Origin of the sequence: Viridibacillus sp. NPDC093762 (genome assembly GCF_050279675.1) — a bacterium.
GTDB lineage: Bacteria > Bacillota > Bacilli > Bacillales_A > Planococcaceae > Viridibacillus.
The window spans coordinates 45,790-66,091 of the sequence record NZ_JBNNUK010000004.1; the positions used below are offsets into that span (position 1 = coordinate 45,790).

Consider the following 20,302-nt stretch of genomic DNA (forward strand, 5'->3'; position numbering starts at 1 on the left):
ATTTTAGCCTTTATATATTGTCAATATTAATATATAATTCTGAATTTCTTTTTTATACATTACCTATTACTAATGACGGATGACATTCTTTTCACTATAATAATAGATATAGTAACTTCAAGGAGTCGTCGCATGCATGAATGAAACTCAAATAATTTTTAGTACAGCCAATTCAGTTTTGAACCAAATGCCATTCCCAATGATGGTTATTGATCATGAAGGAATCGTAGCGGCATGGAATCGCCAAGCCGAAAAAACTTTCGGGTATTCTGCTGATGAAGTTCTTGGTAAATTTACCCCCTTCATAGAAGCAGAGAAATCAGGCCTACATAAAGACGGATGGACAAAGCTATTACGTTCTCCTGAACCTATCCGTTTAGACAAAATGGCATTCATAGCAAAAAATAAAGAAGCTATCTTTTCATCTGCTTTAGCAAAAGCATTTACTATCGAGAACAAGCGTTATGTATTTTTCCATTTTGAAATGACAGATGAAATTCAAAAAGATCCATCACCTTATCAAGAATTACTTAGCTTGAAATCAGGGTTAGAATCCTCCTTTATGATGTTAACGATGGATCAAGAAGGTTTAATCAATTTCGCAAACAACAATTTCTTAAAACGGAGCAAATGGACACCGAAACGAATTATAGGCAAAACATTTTGGCAAATGTTCCCTCAAACAGATAACGGAACTGCTGATGCAAATAACATCTGGACATCCCTAAAAAACGGCAAGACTTGGAAGGGCGAAGTTGAGAAAATGTCGAAAGACGGCTTATCCTATTGGGTCGATTTAACGGCAATCCCGATTTTCGTGGCATGTAAAAACCCTGCCTACTTTATACTGCTCGAAAATGATATTACAGAAAAAAAACTGCTACAAAACCGTTTAGAAAAAATCGCTTATATCGATCAAGAAACCGGTTTAATGAATCGCTATCGTCTAGAACAAATCGTCACTGATATGATTCAAGAAAAGAATCACTTTACATTCGTTTACTTAAGCATTGATAAATTTTACTCTTTGAAGGAAATTTATGATGAACAAACAGAAATAGTCCTTTTACAGGAATTCACAAACCGTATGAAAATATATTTCCAAGATAGCACAATGGCTAGAGTCGGTATAGATGAATTTGTCGTATTAACTCCACTTGGTGAATGGTTTATCCAAGGTTTCCTTGCCTATCTAAAACAACACCCTATTTATGTAAACAATCGTGCAATACCACTTTCAATTAGCGGAGGTATTACAAAATATCCTGAGGATCAATCATCATTCTCACATTTAGTGAAAGCCTCACATGCGGCAATTTCTAAAGTGCGTTCTGATGGTGGTGGTAATATTATTAGTTTAACAAAAGCTGATCATAAAGCACTTAGTACAAAGGCCATTATTGAAAAGCGCCTACTAATCGCGCTGGATAAAAAGAACTTAAAAGTGCTCTATCAACCCCAATTAAATTTAGAAACAGGTAAAATTACTGGTGTAGAAGCCCTCGTACGTTGGGAAGACGAGGAAATAGGTATCGTTACACCTGATGTCTTAATCCCAATCGCCGAAGAAACTGGTTTGATTAATGATATTGGCGCCTTTATGCTTGAACAAGCTTGCTTACAAGCAGTAGCTTGGCATAAAAAAGGCTTAGATTTAAAAGTAAGTATTAATTCATCTGTACGAGAATTCCGTGATAAAAACATGGTACAACATATTAGAAAAGTATTAGAGAAAACAAATTGCCCTGCTAAACTATTGCAAATTGAAATTACAGAAAAATTCGCTTTAGAAGCTGAAGCCGAAACTTCTATAATTCAACAGATGAAGCAATTAGAAACTGACGGTATTGTCTTCGTCCTTGATGACTTTGGTACAGGATATGCATCTTTCCGTTACATGCAGCTCTTGCCATTAGCAGAAATCAAAATTGACCAAACATTTATTTCAACACTTCAATATCAGAAGAAAGCGCAAAAATTAATACAAGGTATGATTCAATTTGGAAAATCTATCAATATGCGTGTTTTAGCTGAGGGTGTTGAAACAGCAGAGCAATTAGAATTACTTACATCATTCGGCTGTGATGCAGCGCAAGGTTATCATATTAGCCATCCTATCACACCTAAAGAGGTTGAAAAACTTTTAAAATAACACTTTGTATATTTTCCAATGAATACATGTTTTAAATAAAAAAATGACCTTCGCTCAAATTAGCGAAGGCCATTTTTTATGTAAATTTAATTTTGTAACGCTCTTGCCTTTCGTTTGCGGATTATATTGAAAATGAGTTGCATAAACACCTCTGCAAAGACAAGTCCCATAACAATGGCACCCGTAAGAATGAATGCCTTCGCTGCATCTTGAATACTTTCAAGATATTCATTTTCAACGACATGTCTCATTGCATTGTAAGCCATTCCCCCAGGTACGAGTGGAATAATCCCAGCAACACTAAAGATAATCATCGGCATTTTAAAGCGCCTTGCCAACATATGTGCCACAATCGAAATAACAAACGAACCTGCAAATGAAGCTATTACAGCATCCACACCTTGCTTCAATAGAGAATAGTATATTAGCCATCCGATGGCTCCAACTAACCCACAATGGAATAGAGTTTTTTTCGGTGCATTAAAAATAATTCCAAAACCAGCTGTTGCTAAAAAACTAAGAACTCCTTGGGTGACCCAAAACATAGTATTCCTCCTAAAATGACAATACTAGTGCAACACCCGCACCGATCGCAAATGCTGTTAAAAAAGCTTCCGTTCCTTTAGCTACTCCGGAGACAAAATGTCCTGCCATTAAGTCCCGCACTGCATTTGCAATAAGTAAGCCTGGTACTAACGGCATCACAGAAGCAATAATGATTTTATCTATTTGGATACCTATACCCAATTTTACTGCTACAAACGCTGTAATTCCTACAAACAATGCAGCTGTAAATTCTGCAAAAAACTTTACCTTTGTTAACTCATGCATTAAAACAAAAAGTGAAAAACCAATTCCTCCAGCTAAAATTGCTGCCGGAACATCACTCCAAACACCTTCAAATAAAATTAAAAAACATCCACTTGCAATAGCCGAAGCGACTATTTGAAGCCAAGTTGGGAAATATAAATTTGAACGATCTATGCGTTGTAATTCCTCAAACGCTTCTGACAAAGTAATTTGCTCTGCGGTTAATCGACGTGATACACCATTTACAAGCGCAATTTTCTCTAAATCTGTCGAGCGTCTCGGTATTTGAACAATTCTTGTTGGTCTTTTATGACCAGCTGAAAATATTATTCCTGTAGGCGTCACAAAACTCTGTGCAGATGTTAATCCTTGTGAATTTGCCATGCGTAACATCGTATCTTCAGCACGATACGTTTCCGCTCCACTTTGCATAAGTAATCTTCCAGCTAGAAGAAAACAATCTATTGCGAGTTCCTCTTCTTCCATTTCAATCACTGTTTTTCCCTGCCCTTCATAAACAAAATTTAGTAAATAAAACGTTATGTACGACTACTTATTAGTAAAAAAATGTAATATTACGCATGGCAAAATGCCCCTTTCGCGTCATTTTTACTTATTTTTCAACAAAAGTTGATTTTTTAACATAAATTCAAAACTTTTCGCTCCACTTTGCCGTCTAATCGTATAGAATAGAACACATAATAGTTTTAAAGGAGGTCTTGGGGAAATGACCACAACACGCCCTAAAAAAAGAGGGCTTTGGATTGACACAATATTAATTTGTAGTGTTTTTGTACTATCTGCTGTTTTGCTTTTCTTTTTTTTCACACCAAAAAACGACAAAGAATCTTCAGTAACAAATGGGGTCGCTTTAGCAGCACCGCCTGAGCATCAGACAAAGGATTCGAAATATACCGGTATTAAAATTGCCTCTATTATTTCAGACGATCAACGTATGCCCTATTCAATTGAATATCCTCAAACTGAAGATAAAGAATTCAACAAAGCTATAAAGGATGCCGTTTATAAGGCGCGCGATACCTACTTAGCTAGCATGGAGGAAATCCTCCAAAATGATGCAAATAAAATTGGCAAGTTAACAATAACATTTAAAACCTTGCACCATAAAAAGAATTACTACTCGTTTGTTTTAACTCAAAATACATATAAAGGCACAGGAAGTAAAGAAAAAACTATCCAAACTTTTATGTATGATAAAAAAAATAATAAACAGTTGTTTTTAAACAACGTTATTAAAAACGAAAATAATCTGGCAAAACTTATACCTTTTGTCGAAAAACAAATAAAAAGCGATGACCAGTTTAAATCATATATCAATACAACAAAATTAAAAAATGCTACTACACCTACGTATTCAAATTATAAAAATTTCTCTTTAACTGATAACTCTTTATACATTTATTTTGACGGCGCTAAATTGTCTGATAATAGTAATGTTATCTCAAAGATTAAAATACCACTTTCTTCTGTAAATAGTATACTGGCGAAACCGTTCCAAATAGTAGGAATAAATCCAGATGGTACGAAAAAGAAACAAATTGCATTAACATTTGATGATGGTCCTAATGCAAAAGTAACGCCGAAAATCTTAAAAACACTTAAGAAATACGATGCGAAGGCAACATTCTTCATGCTTGGAAGCCAGGCAATGTACAATCAAAAGCTTGCTAAAAAAGTTGCTGATGCTGGACATGAAATTGGCAATCACACATTTTCACATACAAATTTAATCACACTTTCAAATAAGAAGATTAAAGCTGAAATCAACCGAACCAATGAAGAAATTCAAAAAGCTACGGGCGAAAAACCAACGTTATTCCGTCCACCTTATGGTTCAATCAACGAGAGAGTGCGTTCACAAAATAAACTACCAGTTATCTTATGGGATGTTGATACACTTGACTGGAAAAATCGTAATCCTAAAACACTTTTAACTATGGTCAAACAGTATAGTCATGATGGCGCTATTATTTTAATGCATGATATTCAACCTACAACAGCTCAAGGTTTAGATTCTGTATTAGCTTACTTACAAAAGCAAGGTTATGAGTTTGTAACCATATCTGAGTTAAGAAGATAATTGTAGAACCTAAGACCAATGATATTAGCCCTCGATTACATTATGTAATCAAGGGCTATTTTTATGCTTACTCTAATTCTTCCATCCATTGTTCTAATAATACTTCAAGTTTCTGCTCTACTCTTTCCTTCTCAGCTATAAGTTGTTCATATAAGTTCCAATCCTGCTCTTGATAAATTTTCTGATTCAGTTGCTTTATAGTAGCTTCAATCTGTACAATCTCTTGTTCTTTATTTGTATCATTTTTTATTACTTTTACTTTTGAAGATGTTTTTTTCTCTTGTTTTATTGACTGTGGTAAGTTAAGAGCTTGTTTCTCATTAAATTTTTGTCGTGCCCAGTCGTACGGCCCCTCATACGTTATTAATTGCTGATGCTCAAGCCACACTGTTCTCGTAAATAATTTATTTAAAAAGAAGCGATCATGAGAAACAGCTAAAATAGTACCTCTAAAGTCTTCTAACGCGTCTTCTAGTACTTCCCTTGATTCTATATCTAAATGATTTGTCGGTTCATCTAAGATTAGTAAATTGATGTCTTGATGCATGAGCTGTGCTAATCTAAGTCGCATACGTTCACCACCACTTAAATTTGCAATCCTCTTAAAAACATCTGCTCCGTAAAACATGAATTTAGCTAAAATATGACGAGCATCACCTTCAGTGACAGAGACTTCATCACGAAAAACATCAATGAGTCGTGCTTTAGGCTTATCAATTTGAAAATGCTGTGATAGATAGCCAATTTTAACTTGGCTACCTAACTTACATGTTCCCGTATCTATCGTTATCTTATTAAGTAACATATTCAAGATAGTAGATTTTCCAGTACCATTACGCCCTACAATTGCCATATGTTCTTGCCATAGAAGTTGTAAATTTACATTTCTGAGTAATACCTTATCTCCAAAAGCTTTTGTGACATTTTTTAGTATGGCAACTTCCTTCCCACTGCGAGGAGCGGCTTCAAAAGATAAATCCATTTTTTTAGGATCAATAATTGGCTTGCGAAGCTTTTCAATACGTTCTAGAGCTCGCTCCATATTACGAGCACGTCGGTGCATTGCCTCATTCGGTGGATTGGCTTCATTCGCCCATTGTCGCATACGTTTGATTGCCTCACGCATCTTCTTCATCTTCTTTTGTTGTTCTTCGTATTGTTGAAACTCTCGCATAAGACGCGCTTCTTTTTCAACACAAAAGTCTGAATAACTACAATGATAAACTTGTAACTCACCTTGCTCTAAATCTACAATTTTCGTGACAACCTTATCTAAAAAATAGCGATCGTGCGATATGATCACAACTGTTCCCGTATAGTCGACTAAATATTGCTCTAACCATTCTACAGCAAACAAATCCAAATGATTCGTCGGTTCATCTAATAGTAGTAAATCCGGCTTAGTCAGAAGCAATTGACCGAGCATAATTTTCGTCTTTTCTCCACCACTAAGACTGTTAAAGGGCTGTTCTACAAAATCATTTAATTGTAGTCCATTAATGATCATCTCAATTTGAGCCTGCATACTATAACCGTCTGCTAATGTGAAGCGTTCTTGCACATCACCATATTGAACTAAATATCTCTCTAGTTGCTCAGATGTTGCAGTGGCCATACTTTTTTCAAGCTCATGCATTTGGCTTTGTAAATCAAGCAAATGCTTAAATGCCTGCGCTAATATAGCCTGACCTGTAATCTTTTCTGAAAATATTGGAATTTGCGCTAAATATCCAATTTTAGTTCCTTTTTTAAAATGAATTTCCCCTTGGTCTGGTGATTCTACCCCTGCAATAAGCTTGAATAAAGTCGTCTTCCCAGAACCATTACGTCCAACTATTCCTAAACGATCTCCTGTTTTAATATCTAATACTAAGTCTTCAAAAATACTATTCCCGCCGAGCATTTTACTTATATGTTGAACTGTACAAATCATGCTTGATTACTTCCTTCCGTATGACACAGCTGAAAGTACCCGATTTTTGCCAAAACAAAAAGACTACCTGATTAACAGACAATCTTTTACGCCTTAAAATTTGGCTTGGAAAGAATGGTTAATCAGCTGTGGATTATTTGATTTTGTAGAAAAATGGGCGCACTTATCCCGTTAACCGCAAAATCGAAAGAAATCGCACATGTAATTGGAAGAAATTCCAAAGTATAAACATATGCATCCACAACGTTTTTCATTCTTTCCTCACCTCCGTTTCAAATAATTATGAATAGTCTAACATAATTGGTGGTCAATTTCAAATGGCCATTTAGGTAGCATATGATTCAATGGCTTATCTTCACGTTCTCCCAATACATAATCTGCTTGCATTAATGTATGAATCTCACGTGTCCCTTCATAAATTACCGGTGCTTTTGAGTTACGAAGGAAACGGGCTACTGGGTATTCATCTGAATATCCGTATGCACCGTGAATTTGCACCGCATCATCTGCTGCCTTGTTGGCAAAATCGCATGCCTGCCACTTTGCTAAAGATGTTTCGCGTGTATTACGAATACCTTGATTTTTTAATTCTCCCACACGATAAACTAACAAACGGCTCATCTGATAGCCTGCTTCCATTTTCGCTATCATTTGTTTTACAAGCTGGTGCTGTCCTATTGGTTTGCCAAAGGTGTAGCGTTGATGGCAGTATTTTACGCTTTCTTCAATACATGCCATCGATAAACCAACTGCTCCTGCCGCTACAGTAAAACGACCATTATCTAAAGCTGCCATTGCAATTTTAAAGCCTTCGCCTTCTTCACCTAATAAGTTTTCTTTTGGGACTTTGACATCTTCAAAGAAAAGTTCACCCGTATTACCAGCACGGATTCCATACTTCCCTTTTATCGCTTTCGAAGAGAACCCTTCCCACGTACGATCTACGATGAAGGCTGAAATTCCTTTGTGTTTTAATGAACGATTACCTGTGTAGGCAAATACGATGAAATAATCGGCCACATCACATAAAGAAATCCATGTTTTTTGACCATTTAAAATATAGTGGTCACCATCAAGTACTGCATGTGTAGACATAGCGGCTACATCAGATCCCGCTCCAGGTTCAGTTAAACCGAAAGCGCCTATCTTCGCCCCTTTAGCCTGAGGGATGAGGTACTTTTTCTTTTGTTCTTCATTGCCCCATTGCAATAGAGTCATACTATTTAGTCCCGTATGGACAGATACAGCTGTACGAAACGCTGTATCACCACGCTCTAATTCTTCACAAACAATAGCTAAAGAGTTATAGTCCATTCCACTACCACCGTAAGCTTCAGGAATACACACACCCATTAAACCTAAAGCTGATAATTTAGAAAAAATTTTCGGATCGAACTTACCTTGACTATCCCATTCAGTAATATGGGGCATGATTTCTTTATCAACAAAGGTACGCACTGTATTTCTCAACATTTTTTGCTCTTCGGTAAATTCAAAATTCATATTAATTCTCTCCCTTATGTGTCATTTTTTCATACAAAGGCTGTAAAATTTCATCATTGTGCTCTCCTGGATTTGGTGGATGATGTCTTACTGTCACAGGTGTTCTTGATAATTTCAATGGGCTCCCGATCATTTTGATTTTACCTATTGTAGGGTGATCATATGTGATGAACATATTACGTGCCTGTAACTGCTTATCTTGTTCAACCTCTTGAATATTTTGAATAGGCCCAGCTGGTATGTTCTTTTTTCTGCACACGTCATACCAATGCGCTGTAGACTTTTGTAAAAAAGCTGTTTGCAATAAAGGTATGAGCACATCACGTTGCTTTACACGATCTGGATTAGTACGAAAACGTGTATCCTGTGCATATTGAGGTACCTTCAGCACTTCACAAAGTGTTGCAAACTGATGATCGTTTCCAACTGCAATGACCATCTCACTATCGGCCGTTTTAAATGTCTGGTACGGTACGATATTGGCATGTGCATTTCCAAGTCCAGTTGGAATATTGCCTGACATTAAATAACTGCTCCCAACATTGACTAATGCGCTCACAGCTGCATCATATAAAGCGATATCGACTTTTTGACCGATTCCTGAGCGACTACGTTCTAATAATGCAGACTGAATACCAATACATGCGTACATTCCAGTAAGTACATCAGTGATTGCTACGCCTGATTTTTGTGGGCCAGATTCTTCAGTCCCTGTAATGCTCATCAGGCCACTCATACCTTGGATAATAAAATCATATCCCGGTAAATAGCGATCTGGTCCAGTCTCACCAAAGCCAGTAATCGAGCAATAGACAATACCTGGGTTGATTTCAGCTAACGTTTTGTACCCTAAACCAAAGCGCTCCATAGTACCTGTTTTAAAGTTATTAATGATGACATCGCTATCTTGTACTAACTTTTTAATAACTTCGCGTCCCTCTTCTTCCTTTAAATTGAGTGTGATAGCTTTTTTATTACGATTTGCTGTTAAATAATAAGCACTTACATCATCTTGGAATGGAGGCCCCCATTTTCGCGTCTCATCACCACTATCAGGGGCCTCTACTTTAATGACCTCAGCCCCTAGATCACCTAATATCATTGTGCAGTATGGTCCTGCAAGTACTCGAGATAAATCGATTATACGAATATTTTCTAAAGCACCAGACATCCTGTCACCTCTCTTCATAGGTCAATAAAAAAGCCAATTCAAAAAGACTCCAGCGAATATACTGAGTGTCAAATTGAACTGGCTCTTATCTGTGTCATAAAACCCGGCAAGGCTTCAAACAGATTAGACAGTATTGGCTTACTATTTCCCTTGTTACCTCATCATGCGAAATGAACGTCTTGTACGTTTTTGCATGATTTATTATCTTTAACTTTACTATACTATTCTTTTTTTGTAAATTTATAACTAACTAAAAATTCTGAATTATTTTGTCGATTTGTAAGATTCATATTGTTTATATAAATCTTTCAATGCCGACATTAATGCGTTTCCTGCTTTACCTAAGTAATGTATTTTCACTGCTTCGACCGGTTGTGTAATACCCTCTTGCAAACTATGGCCTCTTAGTAATTGCTCAACAAAAGATTTCCCATGCTGCGTTGCTAACGTACAACTTGCTGCAACGATTACCCCATATTTCTTATCAATTTCCGCAGTGATTGTTAGTGTCTCATAAATGTTTTGTGCTGCCATACCAGATGGCAGTCTCGCATGCCCTGCTATAAAAATTGTATTCATAATGGTTCAACTCCCTCAGCATATTATTTATCTAAAATTTAGAAATTATATAAAAATCATACAACACTTATCATTAATTTGAAAGTTATTTAATAAGCGGAAATGCCCTATTATCAATGAGAATGCAACGTATTGATAGAAAATAATAAGCACTAAACATTGCTAAATCTATTTACAAAATAATCAATGCCCTTTGATACATATTGGGATTCTAAATACCCTTTAGTTCCCTATCATCCACCTTCACTGCCTATACCACTTTCTTACATACTTCCGAATCGCAATTTTATTTCATACCCACACCTTATTAAAGACTTTGAATTCCCCATAATTAGTCACTTGGATTTTAAAAATATTCCTAAAATTCTTACTTTGATATACAATAACACTTAGTTTATATTATGTATTTTCTTGTTTCATTAGGAATATAGGAGGGATCGGATTGAAGAAAAAAGTGTTGTTAACCGGCTTTGAGCCCTTTGGCGGAGAAAGAATAAACCCTTCCTGGGAAGCAGTAAAACAGTTAAATGGAGAGGTTATTGATGATGTAACTCTAGTTGCTGAACAAATTCCAACTGTATTCGAGAAATCAGTTGCGGTATTGGACCATCTTATCCAGCAACATAATCCTGATATCGTTATCTGTGTAGGACAAGCTGGAGGTCGACTTCACATCACACCTGAACGAGTTGCAATCAATATTGATGATGCTAAAATTCCAGACAATCAGGGCAACCAGCCCATTGATAAACCGATTGTAGACAAAGGGCCAGTAGCCTATTGGTCTACGCTCCCCATCAAGAGAATTGTCGAAAACATTAAAGAGAGCAATATTCCAGCATCGGTATCCCACACCGCCGGAACTTTTGTATGTAACCATATCTTTTATGGGTTAATGGACTATATCGCCCGAACTTCAGCAAGCATTCGAGGCGGCTTTATCCATATCCCTTTCATTCCGGAGCAAACAATTAATAAAGAAGCGGCTAGCTTGAGTCTTGAGACAATTGTTAAAGGCCTAAAAATAGCTGCTGTCACATCTGCTAAATATGAAACGGATATTCATATAGTAGGTGGGATGACCCATTAATTGCACCGTTTCTTAAAATGATTTGAGCGATTTCCATGTTTTCTTAGAATTCATGATATGCCTCCTGTTTATGATGTATTTATCCTTTTTTGCTGGCGAGCTTGGGATAATTTCATCAAAAACAAGAGGTCTTTTTATGTTCAAATCTCATTTTCATTCATTTAATATAAATTCTATTTTCTTTCACTTTCACCTCTTGTTTCATCAAGCCACACACTTATTTCTCATTGGTTATCGTACAAATTACAAATGTTCATGTGAAATTAAACTCTTTCCAAAACTCCATTTACATCTTTTTGTGATGAAGTTTCTTCAATATCTTCTTCAGATAACACACGTTCTATTTCTTGGTCCATTAGTTTGTTGGCATTTTTAGCACCATATTTAACCATAGAGATTTTGTACAACACTGCCCCAAAAACAGCCCATGCTAATATGATTACCCACTCATACGGCCAAACTAATGCGGAAGGCATACCTGGTAGATATAAAATACATATACCAATTGACATTAGGACAGCTAACCAACCAATTAATGTACCTCCTGGCAATATAAAAGGTCTTTTTAAATTAGGCTCTCTTTTACGCAAAATAATAAAGGCAATTGCTACTAAAACCCATGCAATAACAAGAGCAAACCCACCTGCATCTACTAACCAGACAAGTGCTGGTCGACCAAATAATGGTGCTAGAGTAGTCAAAACCGCAATGAGTAAAATCGCTTTATGGGGCGTTCTATATTTAGGATGCAGCTCGCCTAATGCCTTTGGTAACATTCCTGCTCTCGCCAATGCGAAAATGGCACGACTACCACCAACATAGAAGCCAATCCAGCTCGTTAATATCCCACCGATTCCACCAAGTACTAAAACATTCCCCATCATCTTACTACCACCAAATGCCTTTGCCATCGCATCTGCTGTAACAAGCGATGAACTGGCAATTTCCGATGGAGTCAGCACGTATGAAACGCCGAAGATAATTGCTACATACCAAGTAATAGCTAAAAACACTGAAATGATTAGAAGTTGTCCAATTCGTTTACGTGGCAGATTAATCTCTTCTGCAGCTTGAGGTATCACATCGAATCCTACAAACATGAATGGCGTCATAATCAATACAGCCATAATGCCACCCCAGCCTTTTTCAAACAAAGGCTGCATATGCTCAGGGTTTCCTGCAATAGAACTTCCCGTAACCAGCAATACACCTGAGATTAATATGAGTAATGTCAAAATTGACATCACAACACTTGTAATTTTCATACCCCTATAGTTAATCCACGCAATAATAATCGACCCAAGAATTCCTACTGCTACCCAAGTGAAATTTACATCCCAGCCTGCAATTGTATACATGTAACCGACGCTATAGCCAGGAATGACATATTCAAAAACAGTTGGTAAAGCTACAGCTTCAAAGGCTACAACTGAAACATATCCAAGAATCATTGCCCATGTTGCTATAAACGAGGTGAGCCGTCCAGTCGCCCTATATGTGAAGAATAGTTCTCCACCAGATAACGGCATAGCTGAGGACAATTCTGCGTACGTTAACCCTATAAAAATAACAAGTAATCCACCTATTAAAAATGCTATGATTGCACCTAGTGAACCTGCTTCTGTAATCCATAAACCAGCTGTTACTACCCAACCCCAACCAATCATTGCTCCAAAAGCAAGTGCCATAACGTCTCTATTCCCTAAAATTTTCAATAGCTTTTGATCTTCCATCTTACACCCCCAGATAAGAGTCTATTGAAATACAATGGACTCTATTAATGGAATTACTCTCGATCTATCTAGCTTTGAATAATTTTTCATTAGTTTTTAAAGTGCCGCTAGCTGCTCTTCAACCTCTTGTTGAACACTTAGTACAGCTTCACGTAATATAGCAATTAGGTCATCTATCTGCGCTTTTGTAATAATCAATGGTGGTGAGAAACATACGATATCTGTATTGTCATAAGTAACTGCACGACATATAACGCCACGTTCATGCAATGCCGCAATAATTCTTGGCGCCACTTTCAACTCGGCAGGAAAGCGTTTATTCGTTAAAGGATCTTGTACAAATTCCATGGCTCCGAGTAAACCTAACGTACGAATATCACCTACAATCGTAGATTCCTCTTTAATAGATTTAAATCCTTTTTGTAATTCTTCACCCATTTTAGAGGAGTTATCAACCAGATTTTCGCGTTCTAAAATTTCAAGGTTTTTTAGAGCTACTGCCGCACCTGTCGGATGACCACTATAGGTAAAACCATGGAATAGTACTCCTTCTGATTTCTCCTTCAGCACATTATGCACATGATCGGAAACAATGACACCACCTAGTGGAAAATAGCCACTTGTTACACCTTTTGCAAATGATAATACATCCGGCTCTACTCCATAATTTTCAACACCAAACATTTTCCCTGTACGTCCAAATCCTGTAATAACCTCATCTGCTATATATAAAATGCCATATTCATTGCATACCTTACGTACTTCCTTGTAATAATCCTTCGGCGGGATCAGTACTCCCCCTGCCCCTTGGACAGGTTCTGCCATGAATGCCGCAATCTTTTCAGGTCCTTCAGCTTCAATTACTTCGCGAATGGATTGAATCGATGACTCAGTACCAATTTCATATGGAGATTTTGCATGCACAAATCCTTGCATCAAATTCCCTGCCATGTCCCAAAACTCAGGTATACCTGTTGCGCTTGTAGCACCTGCCGAGACGCCATGATATCCTCGTCGTAGTGCAATGATTTTATTTCGCTCAGGTTGACCTTGAATACGCCAATAATGACGAACAATTTTTATTGCTGAGTCATTTGACTCTGAACCACCTGATGTAAAGAACACTGCATTTAAACTATGTGGCGCTAAATCAGCAATTTTCTTTGCCAGACGAATAGCCGGCTCGTTACTAAAATTTGAAAAACATGAGCTGTATGCTAATTGTTCCATTTGTTCTTTTGCCGCTTCTGCTATTTCTTTGCGACCGTGCCCAATGTTAACATTCCAAAGCGATGACATAGCATCTATATACTTCGTACCTTCTTTACTTGTTAGATATATCCCTTCACTCTTTTCGAAAATCGCTTTTGGTCCATTCTCTTGTTGCTCTTGAATTGATGAGGTTGGATGAATAAAATGCTTTTTGTCCCATTCATTTAAAGTTGTCATCTGTATTCCCCCTGTTTTTTATTATCTTTTATTGAAGTGATGGTTTAACCGTATACTACATTTGATGTACTAAATCTTGTCTTGTTTTTGCTAAAAGAATGTTATCCTCCCCTCTTAACTGCATAAAAAAAACCAATTCAAAAAGACTACAGATAGATATCTGTGAGTCAAATTGAACTGGCTTATATCTGCGACAAAAAACCGGGTTTTGGTTTTTAACAGATTAGGCAGTCATATTTGTAAACTCAAGCACTTTACTATTTATATTTTAGGGCTACCACCAAAACTTACCCTTAACACATATTACTGACTATCAATTTTAAATATTCAAACTATTTATCGTTAATTTTATAAAATATTTTACGAGATTACTCGTTAGACTTTTTTGATGATATAAAGACCATACCCATAGTCCTCTTCTATCCTTTTACAATATTTGTTGAACGATGCATAGTTTCTTTAATAGATACTCCGCGTTTTTTCATTTCTTCCATGTATTTTTCACCTGGAACTACTTTCTCTGGTGGATATACTCCACGTTTTGAAATCGTACCATCGCCTACTAACTGAGCAACTACTGAAATTGTATTTGCAGTTGCTAATGCCATTGCTGTTTCATTGGTTTCTTTGTCTTTCTTAATAATCAATTCGTATTCGTACGAAACAAGCTCCTCACCCTTTTCGCCTGATACAATCACCCGTAATAATACCGCATCTGATTTATTACCAAGAGACATTTTACTTTGTAGCACTTCACGTAAAACATCACGTGCTTTGATGACTTGACCCTCTAGATTAACTGTTGTCTCCTTATTTGTTAAACCTAAATCTACAAGTAACTTGAATTTTTCTGCATGACCTTGGTAGCGAATTGTTTTATATTCTAACGTATTCACATTTGGGAAGGTCTGTGCCAAAGTAGATAGTCCACCTGAAGTATGAAAAGCCTCTAGCCCAGTAAAGCCATCAAAATAAACTTTTTCAATCTCTGACAATGAAGCAATTTCCTGCAGTTTCCCACCACGAATAACATGAGATCGGTCAGTATAGTGATCGAATACCCCTTCTAGAGAAAACACAATGTTATAATCCAGCGGTGGTTCTTTTTCAACGGGAATTCCTCCAACAAAGATTTTTATCGATTTGACACTCTCTAATTTTGATGCACCATAGCCCGTTAAAATGTTGATCATTCCAGGTGCAACACCTAAGTCAGGAATTAATGTAATGCCTTTTTCCTTAGCATCGTCAGATAAATCTAAAACAGCATTTGTTGCACCGCCAATGTGACCACCAAGATCAACTGAATGCACACCCACTTCAATTGCCATACGTGCAACTTTTTCATTAAATGTATAAAATAGAGCGTTAACCACAACATCTGCTTTTGCCATCACCCATTTTAACTCCGCATCATCATTGGCATCTAGATGTAGCACTTCTAATTTATCTGACTTCAATAACTCAGCGAATAGTGTTGTTTGACTGACATCTAGGTCTGCTAAGTACACTTTTTCAACTTTATCACTTTTAACCAAATCACGCGCAACCTCTTTCCCCATTAAACCTGCACCTAATACCGCTACTTTCATCTGAATGTCCCCTTTCTTTGTTATTATTCCGTATCAATTTGTGCCCGTTGCAACTTGCCACTGTAATCGATGTAGATACTCTTCCATTCCGTATAGACATCCAGTGCTGCTACACCAGAATCACGATGACCATTCCCTGTTCCTTTTGTGCCACCAAACGGTAGATGAATTTCTGCCCCAGTTGTACCAGCATTGACGTATACAATACCCGTATCTAAATCACGCTGCGCTTGGAATGCTCGATTAATATCTTGTGTAAAGATGGAACTTGAAAGTCCAAATTGCACACTGTTATTGACTTCAATAGCTTCTTCTAAACTTTCTACTTCTATCAATGAGACAACGGGGCCGAAAATCTCTTCTTGTGCAATACGAGCATCCCATTTCACATCAGTAAATAAAGTTGGTGCGTAATAAAAACCTTGATCAAAAGGCGTTCCAGTTAATATATTGCCCCCTGCAAGTAACTTCGCACCTTCCTGACGACCTAATTCTACATAGCTATTAATCTTGTGTAATGCAGTTTTATTAATAACCGGACCAATTTTTACCGACTCATCTAAACCATCACCAATTGTTAATAGTTGCATAGCTGTTAGGAGGCGTTCTTCCAGCTCTGCTTTTACATCTTTATGCACAATCACTCGACTACATGCCGTACAACGTTGACCCGCTGTACCAAAAGCACTCCACAAAATCCCTTCAATAGCTAGTTCTAAATCAGCATCATCCATGACTATTACTGCATTTTTGCCACCCATTTCTAAAGAAACTTTCTTTAAATGACGGCCGCCCAACTCTGCCACCTTGCTACCTGTAGCAGTTGAACCTGTGAACGAAATGACTTTGACATCTGGATGCTCGATTAATGCTGTTCCTACTTCTGAACCTGATCCAAAAACAACATTAGCAACGCCATCTGGTAATCCTACTTCTTCAAAGATTTTCGCCATTTCATAAGCCATCATTGGCGTTTCTGTAGCAGGTTTCCAAATAAATGTATTCCCTGCCACAATTGCAGGGAATGATTTCCAAGTTGCGATTGCTACAGGGAAATTCCAAGGTGTTATTAAGCCAACGACGCCAATTGGAGCACGAACACTCATAGCAAATTTATTGGCTAACTCTGACGGAGTTGTTTCCCCAAACAAACGTCGCCCTTCTCCAGCCATATAAAATGCCATATCAATGCCCTCTTGTACTTCGCCTCGACCTTCTTCAATAACTTTTCCCATCTCTTTCGTAAGTACCTGAGCTAAATGTTCTTTCTTTTCTTTCATTCTTAAACCAATTGCATACAAATAATCTGCGCGTTTTGGTGCTGGTACAAGTGCCCAACTTTTTTGCGCCTTTTTTGCAACAGCTACTGCCTGCTCCACAGCTCCTGTTGAAGACATAGGTACTTGAGCTAATTCCTCACCATTTGCAGGATTAATAACGGGTACGAATTTCAAATCTTCAGAGGTTCCCCATTGCCCTCCGATAAAATTTTGTAACTTCACTGCTATCCCTCCTTTTAAATGAAAACGCTTTCTCTTTATATATTTTCTACAAAATGCCTAAATATCCTTCATTTTCATTAAAATTGCAGTCAATTTATTTTTTCTTGAAAATTGACGAAACCTTTTAAAACCTCTAATCGTATTAATATTAAATACTAGACTTAAACAATTGGGAGGAAGAAAAAGATGAATAATCATGAAATTGATTACAAATTATACGGCGACGACATGCAGTTTGTAGAGGTTGAATTAGATCCACAAGAAACAGTCATTGCTGAAGCTGGTGCATTAATGATGATGGAAGACGGCATTCGCATGGAAACTGTTTTTGGTGATACCTCAAGCGGTGGCGGTTTCATGGGTAAACTAATGGGCGCTGGTAAACGACTTGTAACAGGTGAAAATTTATTCATCACAACATTCACAAATGAAGGTTATGGAAAAAAACATGTTTCCTTTGCTTCTCCCTATCCTGGGAAAATCATTCCTATGGATCTAAGTCGATATAACGGAAAAATCATTTGCCAAAAAGACGCATTCTTAGCAGCTGCTAAGGGGGTTTCGATCGGCATCGAATTCCAACGTAAATTAGGAACAGGATTTTTCGGCGGTGAAGGTTTCATCATGCAAAAACTAGAAGGTGATGGCATGGCGTTCGTTCACGCAGGCGGTACAATCATTCAAAAGAACCTACAAGTCGGTGAGACTTTACGTGTAGATACAGGTTGTCTTGTAGCTATGACAGCAGAAGTTGATTACGATATTGAAATGGTCAAAGGTGTAAAAACTGCACTATTTGGTGGCGAAGGCCTATTCTTCGCTACTCTACGAGGACCTGGAACAGTATGGATCCAATCTCTTCCATTTAGTCGTTTAGCTAGCCGTGTATTCGCAGCTGCGCCTCAAGTACCAGGTAACAAATCTGTAGGCGAAGGCGGCATCGGCGGCATATTTGATATTTTCAACAAATAAGGACGGCAACCTAATTGCTCAACATCCTATCACAGCGGTTGCATGACCAACACCCTGTTGGACCAAGGCGCCCGTTCAGCTACGAAACACGTTGGAGGACAGCAGCTAGAGTCGACATTTTACTTTAAGCACTCGTCCATCTTTATTACTCGTATCCAATTCTTATAACTCAACCTACTCTTTGATAAGAGTAGGTTTTTTCTTTAACGCAGTGTTCTTTACCTTATTACATCTCTCCATAAATACTGTACCTAATAATCTATTAGTCATTCTTCACTTCTATTACTCTATTTAAAAATTCTTCTTTCCCTCTTTCCCTTATGATAAACTTACAATAATTACAAAAAAGGAGTGGACGAATATGAAAAGCACTTTAATAACTTTCAAAGACAACTCGGAGGGCATGCTGTCTTAATAACGAGAGTTTGGCCTCCGTTAATTTACTAATACGGAGGAAAAAAATTGAAAACACAAAATATTTATTATGCAATCACTAGTTCACGCTCATTGCTTATACAAATGGTATTCACACTGAACGCAATTTATTACGTTATAAATGCAGGATTAAATCCATTACAACTAGTACTTATTGGAACGATTATGGAGGTAGCTGTATTTTTTTGTGAAATGCCTACTGGCTTAGTTGCCGATCATTTTGGACGAAAACGTTCTCTTTTCATCGGGACTTTTATAATTGGCATAGCACACTTATTGGAAGGAATATTTCCAGCATTTTGGTCAATTGCCATCGCGTCAGGTTTGTGGGGATTAGGCTGGACATTTATTAGCGGTGCTGAAGAGGCTTGGATTGCTGATGAATTAGAAGGTAGAAATTTAGATTCAGTATTTATTAAGAGTGCTCAATTTAGATCTTTAGGTCGATTTTTCGGTATTTTACTTAGCGTATGTATTGCTACTTTATTTTCAGTGCAAGTAACAATAATTATTGCTGGAATTTTATTAGTACTACTAGCTTTTGGTGCATTATACACAATGCCGGAGACAAAGTTCATCAAAATCTCACGAAAAAAAGATATTTCCGCCATACATCATCTAATAACAACAATTCGACATGGTGCGCGTCAAATTAAAGGAAATACAATGCTCGTGAGTATCGCGATTATAACTATACTTTTGGGGTTGGCGAGTGAAGGATTCGATCGACTATGGGGTGCTCATTTTATTGAAGGCTTTCATCTACCTGAGGATGAATCTATCTACTGGTTTGGAGCTTTTTATGCAGTAGCATTTTTATTAAACATTGTTGTTTTAAAATTTGTAGAGGGTCGTTTTAATAAAAATTATCCTGTAATTCTTTTGACTGCCAATGGTTTATTAATTATTGCAATGCTTGCATTTGCCTTTAGTTCAAACTTTTTGCTGGCTCTTCTAACTTTCTGGATAGCAGGAGCGCTACGTGATATTAACTATCCTTTAATCAGCGTAATGACGAATGAAAGATTAGAAGCACAGGGTCGTGCAACTGCTTTGTCTATGTTCGGACAACTCGATGCTATTGGGCAAATTGCTGGGGGGCCTATTATTGGACTATTAGCACTTTATACAACAATCGCTAGTGGTATCGCATCTACTGTGGTGTTTATTTTACCGATTTTATTCTTCTTAGTACTGATGCAAAGAAAGCTTACCAAGTCTATTTAGATATTTTACAAACAAAAATGTGCCGTGGACTCCAAGATCCTTCCGGCACATTT

At 37.2% G+C, this 20,302-nt stretch carries 16 protein-coding genes; 5 read left to right on the top strand and 11 right to left on the bottom strand.

Features of this window, described 5'->3' with window-relative positions:
* The first annotated feature begins 136 nt into the window (after positions 1–136).
* The gene (locus ACQKM9_RS07205) at positions 137–2,152 is read left to right on the top strand and encodes a sensor domain-containing protein (RefSeq protein WP_427733704.1); all 2,016 of its coding nucleotides are present in this window, start codon (positions 137–139) and stop codon (positions 2,150–2,152) included.
* An 86-nt stretch (positions 2,153–2,238) separates the two neighbouring features.
* Here ACQKM9_RS07205 and ACQKM9_RS07210 read toward each other — a convergent pair whose 3' ends face one another.
* A complete protein-coding gene (locus ACQKM9_RS07210) occupies positions 2,239–2,697 on the bottom strand; it encodes a threonine/serine exporter family protein (protein ID WP_427733705.1) in 459 nt (152 codons plus the stop codon).
* Positions 2,698–2,707: 10 nt separating this feature from the next.
* Complete coding sequence (locus ACQKM9_RS07215) at positions 2,708–3,448, bottom strand: threonine/serine exporter family protein (protein ID WP_427733901.1); 741 nt, start codon at positions 3,446–3,448, stop codon at positions 2,708–2,710.
* 241 nt (positions 3,449–3,689) lie between these two features.
* On the opposite strand from ACQKM9_RS07215, the gene ACQKM9_RS07220 reads away from it, so the two are divergent.
* Positions 3,690–5,063, top strand: coding sequence for a polysaccharide deacetylase family protein (locus ACQKM9_RS07220; RefSeq protein WP_427733706.1), 1,374 nt, complete (start codon positions 3,690–3,692; stop codon positions 5,061–5,063).
* 67 nt (positions 5,064–5,130) lie between these two features.
* On the opposite strand, the gene abc-f is transcribed toward ACQKM9_RS07220, so the two are convergent.
* The 5 genes from abc-f to ACQKM9_RS07245 all read right to left on the bottom strand — a co-directional run bounded on the left by abc-f (position 5,131) and on the right by ACQKM9_RS07245 (position 10,249).
* A complete protein-coding gene (abc-f, locus tag ACQKM9_RS07225) occupies positions 5,131–6,996 on the bottom strand; it encodes a ribosomal protection-like ABC-F family protein (RefSeq protein ID WP_427733707.1) in 1,866 nt (621 codons plus the stop codon).
* Between the two features lie 122 nt (positions 6,997–7,118).
* Positions 7,119–7,250, bottom strand: a complete 132-nt coding sequence (locus ACQKM9_RS07230; RefSeq protein WP_368537708.1) for an RAxF-45 family protein — start codon at positions 7,248–7,250, stop codon at positions 7,119–7,121.
* A 37-nt stretch (positions 7,251–7,287) separates the two neighbouring features.
* Complete coding sequence (locus tag ACQKM9_RS07235) at positions 7,288–8,499, bottom strand: acyl-CoA dehydrogenase family protein (protein WP_427733708.1); 1,212 nt, start codon at positions 8,497–8,499, stop codon at positions 7,288–7,290.
* A gap of 1 nt (position 8,500) precedes the next feature.
* Positions 8,501–9,670: a CaiB/BaiF CoA transferase family protein gene (locus ACQKM9_RS07240; RefSeq protein WP_427733709.1), complete on the bottom strand. Its 1,170-nt coding sequence runs from the start codon at positions 9,668–9,670 to the stop codon at positions 8,501–8,503.
* 264 nt (positions 9,671–9,934) lie between these two features.
* On the bottom strand, positions 9,935–10,249 hold the full coding sequence (locus tag ACQKM9_RS07245; RefSeq protein WP_427733710.1) for a DUF3870 domain-containing protein: 315 nt from the start codon (positions 10,247–10,249) through the stop codon (positions 9,935–9,937).
* A gap of 442 nt (positions 10,250–10,691) precedes the next feature.
* Here ACQKM9_RS07245 and pcp point away from each other — a divergent pair, with 442 nt between their 5' ends.
* Positions 10,692–11,339: a pyroglutamyl-peptidase I gene (gene pcp / locus ACQKM9_RS07250; RefSeq protein WP_427733711.1), complete on the top strand. Its 648-nt coding sequence runs from the start codon at positions 10,692–10,694 to the stop codon at positions 11,337–11,339.
* Positions 11,340–11,602: 263 nt separating this feature from the next.
* Here pcp and ACQKM9_RS07255 read toward each other — a convergent pair whose 3' ends face one another.
* The 4 genes from ACQKM9_RS07255 to ACQKM9_RS07270 all read right to left on the bottom strand — a co-directional run bounded on the left by ACQKM9_RS07255 (position 11,603) and on the right by ACQKM9_RS07270 (position 17,615).
* Positions 11,603–13,072: an APC family permease gene (locus tag ACQKM9_RS07255; protein WP_427733712.1), complete on the bottom strand. Its 1,470-nt coding sequence runs from the start codon at positions 13,070–13,072 to the stop codon at positions 11,603–11,605.
* A gap of 96 nt (positions 13,073–13,168) precedes the next feature.
* Positions 13,169–14,521, bottom strand: a complete 1,353-nt coding sequence (locus ACQKM9_RS07260; RefSeq protein WP_427733713.1) for an aspartate aminotransferase family protein — start codon at positions 14,519–14,521, stop codon at positions 13,169–13,171.
* Between the two features lie 419 nt (positions 14,522–14,940).
* Positions 14,941–16,113 (bottom strand): saccharopine dehydrogenase family protein, encoded by a 1,173-nt coding sequence (locus tag ACQKM9_RS07265; RefSeq protein ID WP_427733714.1) that lies wholly within the window; start codon positions 16,111–16,113, stop codon positions 14,941–14,943.
* A gap of 23 nt (positions 16,114–16,136) precedes the next feature.
* A complete protein-coding gene (locus ACQKM9_RS07270) occupies positions 16,137–17,615 on the bottom strand; it encodes an aldehyde dehydrogenase family protein (RefSeq protein WP_427733715.1) in 1,479 nt (492 codons plus the stop codon).
* Positions 17,616–17,801: 186 nt separating this feature from the next.
* Between ACQKM9_RS07270 and ACQKM9_RS07275 the strand changes: the two genes are divergently transcribed.
* On the top strand, positions 17,802–18,587 hold the full coding sequence (locus tag ACQKM9_RS07275; protein ID WP_427733716.1) for a TIGR00266 family protein: 786 nt from the start codon (positions 17,802–17,804) through the stop codon (positions 18,585–18,587).
* Positions 18,588–19,049: 462 nt separating this feature from the next.
* A complete protein-coding gene (locus tag ACQKM9_RS07280; RefSeq protein WP_427733717.1) occupies positions 19,050–20,249 on the top strand; it encodes an MFS transporter in 1,200 nt (399 codons plus the stop codon).
* Positions 20,250–20,302 lie beyond the last annotated feature (53 nt).

Coding starts and splice junctions, on each gene's coding strand:
- ACQKM9_RS07205 (WP_427733704.1), top strand. CDS start 137: ATGAATGAAACTCAAATAATTTTTAGTACAGCCAATTCAGTTTTGAAC.
- ACQKM9_RS07210 (WP_427733705.1), bottom strand. CDS start 2,697: ATGTTTTGGGTCACCCAAGGAGTTCTTAGTTTTTTAGCAACAGCTGGT.
- ACQKM9_RS07215 (WP_427733901.1), bottom strand. CDS start 3,448: ATGGAAGAAGAGGAACTCGCAATAGATTGTTTTCTTCTAGCTGGAAGA.
- ACQKM9_RS07220 (WP_427733706.1), top strand. CDS start 3,690: ATGACCACAACACGCCCTAAAAAAAGAGGGCTTTGGATTGACACAATA.
- abc-f (WP_427733707.1), bottom strand. CDS start 6,996: ATGATTTGTACAGTTCAACATATAAGTAAAATGCTCGGCGGGAATAGT.
- ACQKM9_RS07230 (WP_368537708.1), bottom strand. CDS start 7,250: ATGAAAAACGTTGTGGATGCATATGTTTATACTTTGGAATTTCTTCCA.
- ACQKM9_RS07235 (WP_427733708.1), bottom strand. CDS start 8,499: ATGAATTTTGAATTTACCGAAGAGCAAAAAATGTTGAGAAATACAGTG.
- ACQKM9_RS07240 (WP_427733709.1), bottom strand. CDS start 9,670: ATGTCTGGTGCTTTAGAAAATATTCGTATAATCGATTTATCTCGAGTA.
- ACQKM9_RS07245 (WP_427733710.1), bottom strand. CDS start 10,249: ATGAATACAATTTTTATAGCAGGGCATGCGAGACTGCCATCTGGTATG.
- ACQKM9_RS07255 (WP_427733712.1), bottom strand. CDS start 13,072: ATGGAAGATCAAAAGCTATTGAAAATTTTAGGGAATAGAGACGTTATG.
- ACQKM9_RS07260 (WP_427733713.1), bottom strand. CDS start 14,521: ATGACAACTTTAAATGAATGGGACAAAAAGCATTTTATTCATCCAACC.
- ACQKM9_RS07265 (WP_427733714.1), bottom strand. CDS start 16,113: ATGAAAGTAGCGGTATTAGGTGCAGGTTTAATGGGGAAAGAGGTTGCG.
- ACQKM9_RS07275 (WP_427733716.1), top strand. CDS start 17,802: ATGAATAATCATGAAATTGATTACAAATTATACGGCGACGACATGCAG.